An 8,900-nucleotide genomic window follows, 5' to 3' on the forward strand; every position below is an offset into this window, starting at 1 on the left:
GCCGGCCATAGGCCGCGAACATCGAACCCACCACACCAGCGGGGAACAGGGCTTCCACCACGTCCCAGGAGGCCAGCAAGTCGCCTTCCTCCTCGACGACATGGTGGTCGATGGCGACCTGCGGGGTCTGGGTGATGGCGTGAAGGGTGCGGCCGAGCCAGGCGAGCGGCGAGCGGCCGCCCAGCACCTGGTGGCCCAGCGTGCTGGTGAACACCGCGGTGGCGGGCGTGATGTCCGGACGGTGGCGGCGCAGCTCGCGCATGACCCGCACGCCGCTCATCGCGGCATGGTCCAGGTCCTGCGCCAGGCGCTTCTGCAGGGCGGCGGCGCGCCCGGCGAAGCTGGCGGGCGTGGTGTCCACCTCCAGCAGGATCGTCGAGGTGAAGTCGCCGACGACGTGCGCCATGCCGGGCGGGGCGGCGAAGGTGGTCAGGACGATCAGGAAGCCCGGCTGCCGGGAAAAGGCGGCCAGGATGTCGCCATAGGCGGTGGCGAGCAGGGCAGACGGCGTGATGCCGCGCTGCCGGGCGGCCTCCTTCAGGCCCGTCCAGGCCTCGGCGGGGATGCGATGGGTGTGGCGAGTGAAGCGGGGCGGGCCCTCCAGAGGCCGGCGCGGCAGGTCGGGCCCGCCCGGCAGGGTTGGCAGGCGCGCGTGCCAGTAGGCTTCCGCGGCACCGGCACCACGGCGGGCCAGTGCCCAGCAGTGCTGGGCGAAGCTCGCCTCGGGTGCCAGCAGCACCGCGTCGGGATCACAGGTGAGCGTGCCCCACTCGCGGAACAGCTGCACCAGGCTCACCGCATCGGCGATCAGGAGGTCGACGCCGACATGGAGGCGGACCCGGCCGTCCAGCAGGGTCGCGCGGATGTCGAACAGCGGCCAGCTGCCCGGGTCGAACACGTGGTGCGAGCGCTCGGCGCGGATCGCGTCCAGCTTACGGGCGGCTTCGGGATCGCCGCGCAGGTCGGTGACCTCGATCCGGTAATGGGGCACCTCGGACAGGACCTGCTGCCGGTCGCCGGTGAACACCGCGCGCAGCATGGGATGGCGGCGGACCAGCCGGTTCCAGGCATCCTCCAGCCGGGCGAGGTCGTAGCCGTCCGCCTCGAACTCGCGATAGGCATGACAGCCGACCCGGCCCAGCTCGAGCTCGGCGGCACGGCCGACCAGATAGGCTTCCTGGATGTCGGTCAGCGGGAAGGTGCCGGTATCCGCCTCGGCGGCTTCGCCCTTCAGCCAGGCCAGGATCTCGCCCTTGCGCAGGCGCAACGCCTCGCGGTCGTGATCGGCGAGCGCCCCTTTGGGCGCACGCATGGTCAGCGCTTCGCCGTCCACGGCCAGCTCGACGCCACGGCGCTCCAGGTCGCGCACGAGGTCGGCGATGCTCATAGGGTCAGCACCTCCACCTCGTCGTCGGCCAGCTCGGCGAGCCGCCGGTCCAGCCCGGCCAGATCGACGCCGGACAGGATGTCGGCCAGCTGCAGGCTGGCGCCGAACCGCCGGTTCAGCCGGTTGCGCAGATCGACCGCCATCAGGGAGTCCAGCCCATAGGCGGTGAGCGGCCGGTCGGGCTCCACCGGGCGGCCAAGCACCCGTGCCACGATCGACGCTACGTCGTCGCCGGTCGCCTCCTGCGCCGGGACCTCGGCCAGATAGCGCTCCAGGAGCGGCGGCGGGTCGGCGGCCGCCAGGAGTGCCCGGTCGAACGCGGCCAGCACGATCCTGGTCTCGGGCCGTGCGATCGCCGCGTCCAGGGCGGCTAGCGCCTGGGCCACCGGCATGGGCCGGATGCCGCGCCCGTCGATGCGCGCCTGCTGCGCCGGGCTCAGCGTGGCGGCCATGCCCTCGCCTTCCCAGCGCCCCCACTCGATGACCTTCGCCGGCTGGCCCTGGGCCTGGCGGAACGCGGCGAACGCATCGAGCGCGGCATTGGCGGCGGCATAGGCCGACTGGCCGGCAGCGCCGATGAAGCTCGCGATCGAGCCGAACAGGAGGAAGTGGCGGACCGGGTGGCGCTGGCTCAGCGCGTGGAGCGCGAAGGCGCCCATGAGCTTCGGCGCCAGCACCGCGTCCAGCCGCTCCGGGGTTAGCTCGTCCAGGAGCGCATCGCCGCGGATGCCGGCGGCATGGATGATCGCACCCAGCGGCGGCAGGCCTTCTAGGGTGGCTGCCATGACGGCCGCAGCATCGGCGGCCGCGACATCCAGGGCGAGCGGCACGACCGGGACAGGCATGGGCGGCAATGGCGCAGGGTGCCGTCCAACCAGGACCAGCGCTGTTGCACCGCGCGTGATCGCCCAGCCGGCCATCGCCTGGCCGATCCCGCCGAACCCGCCGGTGATCAGGACGGTGCCCGACAGGTCCGCGGGCGGCGCCGCGGGTACCGGCAGCTTCACCAGGCGCGGGCGCTCGCGCCCGGCAGCGGTGAGGCGGATCCAGGGCTCGCCGTCCGAGCGGGCCGCCTCGGCGGCGATGGCTTCGTCCGTGACCTCGCCCACCGTCTCGATGCAGCGCAGGTCGAGTTCCGGCCGCTCCTGGCGTAGCGCACTGGCAAGGCCGACCGCCGCCCCGGCAGCCGGGTCGGTCGCGGTCGACCGGGTGATCAGGCAGACGCGCGGCGGCGATGGCAGTGCTGCCAGCCGGCGCAGTTCCCCAAGGGCGGCCGCCGGCGTCAGGCCGGCCTCGCCTACCTGCACCAGCATGGCCGGTCGGGCCGTCGCGAAGGTCGGCTCGGGGGCAGTCTCCCAGGCGATGCCGGCCAGCCAGTCCGGCGGGGCGGCCACGGCGACCTCCCGCACCTGCATGGCTTCCACCAGGGCGACCGGGCGGCCGGCGGATTCCAGGACGATGTCGATGGCGGGCTCGTCGCCGCCGGCCCGGCGCGTGGCGGTCGCACGCAGCGGGCCCTCGGCTGCGCCCAGGAGGCTGACCCGGCCGATGCCCACGGGCAGGAGGGTGGCCTCGCCGTCCAGCGTGCCTCCGGCCACCTGCAGGGCCGCGTCGAGCAGGGCCGGATGGAGCGGCACGCCGTCCGGGCGCAGGCCGTTCGGGCGCTCCAGCCTGGCCTCGGCCCGGCCGCCTTCCCGCTCCATCCGCTGGATTGCCTGGAAGGCCGGGCCGATGGTGATGCCGCGCCCGGCCAGCGCGGTACGCCAGGCCTCGCGGGAAAGGGCGGTGCCGGCGGTAGGGCGCTCTGTCCGCGGGATCGCGGCAGTGGCGCTGGCGGTGGCCCGGGCGTGGGTGATCCAGCTGGCACCGCCGCGGCTCTTGACCGTGATCTCGCCGTCGGGCTTGGCCAGCGTGACGAGGCGCACCGGACCGTCCAGCACGACCGGCTCGATGAAGCGGATATCGGCCAGATACGGCCGGTCCGGCGGTGCCGCGGCGGCCATCAGAGTGAGGAGCACGGCACCCGGAACGACGATCCGGCCGGCCACTTGGTGGTCGGCCAGCCAGGGCAGCCGGGCCAGGTCGAGCACGGTCTCAAGCTGGCGATCGGCGGATGGGCTGTCGATGAAGCGGCCGGGCAGCGCTGCGGGCGCCGGCAGCGCCCGGCTGCGGCGGGCGGGGAAGGCTTGGCCCTGCAGCGGGGTGAGCGGCAGCGCCACCCGGCGGCCGGACTGCGGCCCGAGGTCCGGGTGGCTGCCCTGCCGGGGCACGGCCGTGGCGAGTTCGTCGGGATGGCCCACATAGATCCACCAGGGCAGCCGGGCGCGGCCGGCTGCGGCGCTGTGGCAGAGGTCGCGGAAGCTGTCCGGTGCCTGCGCCAACCTCTCCCGGTAGGCGGCGACCAGTTCCTGGAGCGCCTGCGGCGTGTGCGCCGAGATCAGGAGCTGCGGCCGGTGGCCCTCCGGGAGCTCGGGTTCGTTTCGCAGATCCGGCACGGGCGGCGGCGCCACCACGAGATGGGCGTTGGTGCCGCTGAAGCCGAAGCTGCTCACCCCCACCGCGCGCAGCGGCAGCGACGCAGGACTGCCGGGAACGCGCAGGTTGGCGCCATCTAGCTCGATATGCGGGTTCAGGCGGCGGAAATGGAGGGATGGCGGCACGGTGCCGTGCTCGACCATCAGCACGGCCTTGATCAGCCCGGCAATGCCGGCCCCTGCGGCGAGATGGCCGACATTGCCCTTGAGCGAGCCGACCCAGAGCGGCCGGTCACGCTCGCGGAAGACCCTGGCGAGGGCATGCATCTCGACCGGGTCGCCCAGACCCGTGCCGGTGCCGTGCGCCTCGATCGCGTCGACGGCGGCAGGCTCCAGCCCTGCATCGGCGAGGGCAGCGCGGATCACCGCCTCCTGGGCTCGGCCCGACGGTGCGGTCAGGCCGGCGGAACGGCCGTCCTGGTTCACGGCGGCACCCTGGATGACGGCGCGGATCCGCTCGCCAGCCGCCGCGGCGTCGCCCAGGCGCTTCAGCACCACCACGCCGCAGCCCTCGCCCTGGCCGAACCCGTCGGCCCCTTCGGCGAACGGCTTGCAGCGGCCGTCCGGGGCCAGCATCCGTGCCCGGCTGAGCGCCACCGGCACGTGCGGCTCGAGCAGGAGGTGGGTTCCGCCCACGATCGCGATGTCGCACTCGCCGCGGCGCAGGCTCTCCACCGCGAGCTGGGCCGCGACCAGCGAGGAGGAACAGGCGGTATCGACCACCAGGGCAGGCCCCGTCAGGCCCAGCACGAAGGCCAGCCGGCCGGCGGCGACGCTCGCCACGGCACCGGACAGCATGTGCGGGTCGACGGCTTCCGGGTCGGCCAGAGCCGAGAGCAGGTGGTCGGTGCTGTTCAGGCCGAGGAACACGCCGACCGGCTGGCGCTGCAGGCGGTCGGGCGCCAGGCCGGCATCTTCCAGCGCATGCCAGGCGACCTCCAGGAGCAGGCGCTGCTGCGGGTCCATGGAGGCGGCCTCGGCCGGGGAGATGCCGAACAGCTCGGCATCGAACCGGTCGATCCCGTCGAGGAAGGCCGCCTCGCGGTAGCCGATCCGCCCGGGCGCATCCGGGTCCGGGTCGTGCCAAGCGGGGCCGTCCCAGCGGTCGGCCGGCACCGGGCCCACCGAATCGACGCCGTCCAGGAGGTTTCGCCAGAAGCAGTCCAGATCCCTGGCATCCGGCATCCGGCAGGCCATGCCGGTCACCGCGATCGGCGCGTTGCGCTGGGATTCCAGGCGCTGGACCTTGGCACGCAGCGCCGCGATCGCCCGGATCGATTCCTTCAGGCGCTCATTCAGCGAATCGTTCATCCGGCCGCCCCGTCAAGATGGCGCCCTGCCGCCAGCAGCTCCTGTTCCAGGAGGGCTGCCAGCTCGTCCGTGCCGAGATCGTCGAAGCCGTCATCGGCCGCCTCAGGGGCCGCCTCGGGCGGCTGGATCAGGGCGGACAGCGGGCCGGCGGCGAGGAAGCCGGCCAGCTCGCGGCAGGTCGGGCAGTCGAACACCAGGGTTGCGGGCAGCTTGGTGCCTGCCAGGGCGGCCAGGGCGTTGCGCAGCTCGACGGTCATCAGCGAGTCCAGGCCCAGCTCGCGCAGCGGCGCGTCGGCCGGCACCACGTCCACGCCCGACAGCCCCAAGATCCGCGCCGCCATGCCGCGGACCTCGATCAGGAGGGCGTCGAAGCGATGTTCCGGCGGCAGGCCGGCAAAGTCCCGGGCCGCGACGGCGGCCGGTGCTGCGGCTTGCGCCGTCCTCGCTGCGGACACGGCCGCGTCCGCAGCGAGGACGGGACGGACGAGGTCGAACAAGGGCGGTGGCTGGCCGCCGAACCGGGCGCAGAAGACGGGCCAGTCGACATCCATGACGCCGAGCACCGGATCGCTGCCCGCCATGGCCCGGCGCAGGGCACGCGCGGCGGCGCCGGGCGGCATCGGGCGCAGGCCGCGCCGGGCAACCTCCTCGCCCACCCTGGCTGCCGCACCGACCTCGCCCCAGGCGCCCCAGGCAACGCTTAGGCCCGGCAGGCCCTCGGCACGCCGCCGCTCGGCCAGGGCATCCAGGAAGGCGTTGGCGGCGGCGTGGTTGGCCTGGCCGGCCGAGCCCAGCATGGCGGCCGACGAGGAGAACAGGACGAAATGATCGAGCGGCAGGTTGCGGCTCAACCGGTCGAGCAGGTCCGCACCGGTCACCTTGGGTGCGAGCACCCGCTCGATTCTCTCGCCGCGCTGGCCCTCCAGGACCGCATCGTCGAGCATGCCCGCGACATGGAAGATCCCGCGCAGCGGCGGGTCCGCGATCGCGAGCTGGCGCATCAGCGCCTCGACCTCGGCCGCATCGCCGGCATCGCAGCGCAGCAGGGTGACCTTCGCCCCGTCGATTTCGACCTCGCGCAGGGTGGGGCCAGCCAGGATCAGGTGGCGGGCACCGGCCGCAACTAGTTCACGGGCCACCTGGCGGCCGACCCCGCCGAGCCCGCCCATGATCAGATAGGAGCTATCCTCGCGCAGCGTCACGGACTCGGCAGGCATCGGCATGCCGGCCAGGCGCAGCGCGTGCAGCTCTCCCCGGCGCAGGGCCAAGCGGGTCTCGGCCGGGCCCTGCCCGACGATGCCGCGCGCACTCTCCGGGTCGTCGCAGTCCAGGACGGTGACCCGGAGCTCGGGATGCTCCAGCGCCAGGCTGTTGGCGATGCCCAGCACGGCTGCCTGGGCCGGAACGGTGGCCTCGCCCGGCAGCACTGCCCGGGCATGACGCGTCACCAGCCAGAGCCGCGGCGGCACCGGCAGGGCAACGGCCTGCCGGGCGAGGTCCAAGGCCGCCGCCACCAGGCCCGGCACCTCGCCGGCCTCCTGCACCTGCAGGGCGCGGTCGTCGATGATGTCGGTCGCGCCGGCGAGATCCTCGCCAGTCGTCCGGATGACGCGGCGGTCGCTGCGGCGGGCGAGATAGACCACCAGCCCCGAGGCCGCGACCGTGGCGGCGGCGCCGGTATCGACCGCCTCGGCGGCAAAGCCGGCCTCGGCCAGGAGGCGCAGCCAAGCAGGAGGCGGCAGGAGCGCGTAGTCCGGGCGCAGGTCGTGGTCGGCAAAGCGCCACATGCCTTCGGTCAGGCCGAAGGTCAGGTCGCCCCAGAGCATGGGCCGCCCGTTCTCGACCAGGAGCAGAGCACCGTCCGGGCGCAGCAACTCCCGGATGCGGGCCAGGGTCTGGCGGAGGTCGGCCGTGGCATGGACGACGTTGGCGGCGACCACGATGTCGAACCGGCCGGGCTCGATCCCCTGTTCGGCCAGCGGGCGCTCCAGGTCGAAGGGCTGGCCGTCCAGGCCGAAGCGGCGCGTGCCGGCGGTGACGAAGGCCGGAGAAACGTCGGTGAACAAATAGCGGTCGCCCGGGCGCAGACGGTCCAGCAATGCCGCGGTGGTGCCGCCGGTGCCGGCACCCACCTCGATCACCTGGGCCGGGCCACGTCCGGCCAGGAGTTCGGCGAACGCTTCCGCCGCGACCGCATTGGCCGCACGGGTGAAGGGCGAGTCCCGGTAGAGCGCGCTCGCGGCGGCGAGGTCCCCGTTCGGGAACAGCAGGTCCAGCGGGTCCTGGCGCCCCTCGATCACCGCGCGCAGTGCCTGCCCGCAGCGCAGGAGCAGCCTCGCCTCGGGCAGGTCGGGCGGTGTCGGCGCATCGGCCGGCGGCGCGCCCGCGCTCCTGAGCAGATGAGCATGGAGGGCGCGATAGGCCGGTGCTGGCGTGGCGGTGGCAAGCTCGGCCGCTGCCACGAACCGGCGGGCCAAACCCTCCAGTGCCGCTGCGGCCGCTGCGTGCTCGTCCAGGAGGGCACGCTGCTGCGCGGCCAGCTGCGTCATCCGGCGCGGGTGCCACTCGGCGCGGTAGAACCAGGCGGCTTCCGGACAGGGCTGCGTGGCGGAGCGACTGTCCGGCGCCTGCAGGATCGACTCGTTGGTCGCAAGCAGCAGCTCCGGGCGGGTGGCCGGCTCGTGATGCGCCGCGAGGATCAGGTAGCGCATCAGGCCGCGGCGCAGGGCCTGGCCGATATTGTGGTTGGACAGGAGGTGGCGGCGGGTCAATTCGGAAAAGCCGTAGCGGGCGACCAGCCGGTCGACCTCCTCCGCAAATGTTGGGTCGTCCAGGAAGTTGGCGACCTCGGCGCTGGTGTCGGTGCAGGCAGTAATGCGCAGGCGCTGACCGGCGAACAGCTCGGCCCAGTCGCGGGCAGTGGGGGTGAAGGAGGCGGTGTCGAGGGCGGCGATCCGGTCGCCGCTCGCGACGAAGTCCGCCATCACCATGCTGCCGCCAGGGTTGAGGTGGCTGCCGATGTTGCGGAACAGGGCAGCCTTGTCCTGGATCAGGCCTGCAACCTCGAAGCCGAAGATCAGGTCGAACCGGCCGGGGAACGGGTCACGCGCGCTGTCGCCATGGTGGATGTGGACCCGCCCGGCCAGGCCGCGGGCAGCGGCGCGCGCGCGGCCAACCACGACCTGGCGCGCCGAGATAGTGAAGCCGTGCAGTTCCAGATGCGGCGCCCGCCCGGCCAGCGTGATCAGGTCGGTCCCGTGGCCGCAGCCGAAGTCGAGGACGCGGCTCAAGGCACCGAGGTCGAGGGACCGGAAGGCCAGCTCCTTGATGGCACGTTGCGAAGCGGTCAGCAGCTCGTGGTGCCGGCCGGCGGCAGCACCCTCGAACAGGACCCGGATCCAGGAGAAGCCGGGCTCGGGGGCATCCAGCAGGCCGAAGGTCAGGTGGCCGTCCACCGGCCCGTCCGCCTGCTCCTGGTAGGTATGGGCGAGTTCGGCAAGCTGGTCGTAGAAGCCCCAGACCTTCTCCTCGCCGACCTGGTCGGCCGGGCGGGCCGGCGGCGCGGCAGGCTCGGCACACGTCAGCGTCGGGTCATCTAGCCAATATCTCTGCCGCTCGAACGGGTAGTGGGGTGCTGGGGTGGTGGGCAGGTCGAACGGCTGGTCGAT

Annotated in this window: 3 protein-coding genes; all 3 read right to left on the bottom strand. The window is 73.5% G+C overall.

What is annotated here, in order from left to right:
• On the bottom strand, positions 1 to 1,387 hold a 1,387-nt coding region (locus tag EQG76_RS30790), incomplete at its 3' end, for a condensation domain-containing protein (protein WP_235031651.1).
• Positions 1,384 to 5,232 (bottom strand): type I polyketide synthase, encoded by a 3,849-nt coding sequence (locus EQG76_RS30795; protein ID WP_159719037.1) that lies wholly within the window; start codon positions 5,230 to 5,232, stop codon positions 1,384 to 1,386. The genes EQG76_RS30795 and EQG76_RS30790, both read right to left, overlap by 4 nt.
• Positions 5,229 to 8,900 (bottom strand): SDR family NAD(P)-dependent oxidoreductase (locus EQG76_RS30800; RefSeq protein WP_159719038.1); only part of this gene is annotated, 3,672 nt, incomplete at its 5' end. The genes EQG76_RS30795 and EQG76_RS30800, both read right to left, overlap by 4 nt.

This window comes from Geminicoccus flavidas, from assembly GCF_009806515.1.
Lineage (GTDB): Bacteria > Pseudomonadota > Alphaproteobacteria > Geminicoccales > Geminicoccaceae > Geminicoccus > Geminicoccus flavidus.

Excerpts from the sequence above, each read along its gene's own strand:
- EQG76_RS30795 (WP_159719037.1), bottom strand. The coding sequence starts at position 5,232 with ATGAACGATTCGCTGAATGAGCGCCTGAAGGAATCGATCCGGGCGATC.